This window comes from Streptomyces sp. NRRL S-455, from assembly GCF_000717875.1.
In the GTDB taxonomy this organism is placed as follows: Bacteria; Actinomycetota; Actinomycetes; order Streptomycetales; family Streptomycetaceae; genus Streptomyces.
Genome location: NZ_JOCT01000109.1, coordinates 1 through 217, shown reverse-complemented (window position 1 = coordinate 217; position 217 = coordinate 1). Strand labels below are relative to the sequence as shown.

The window sequence follows — 217 nt, the reverse complement described above, 5'->3', positions numbered from 1 at the left end:
GTTGATGTTCACGACCAGGACCCACTTGATGTTGTCCCTGTCGCCGTCGACCGCGAGGGGGAACAGATCGGGGCACTCCCACACGCCGCCCGTCGCACCAGCGGGCCCGAACTCGCTCTGCAGCTCCCAGTCCTTGAGGTTCTTGGACGAGTAGAACCGCACCTTGTGCTCCGCGGACAACGACACCGTCATCAGCCAGCTCTTGGTCGGCGCATGC

At 64.1% G+C, this 217-nt stretch carries 1 protein-coding gene; it reads right to left on the bottom strand.

All coding sequences use genetic code 11. The annotated features are described in order from the left end of the window. Positions 1-217: hypothetical protein (locus tag IE97_RS39100; protein ID WP_037845563.1), on the bottom strand; the 217-nt coding region annotated here is incomplete at both ends.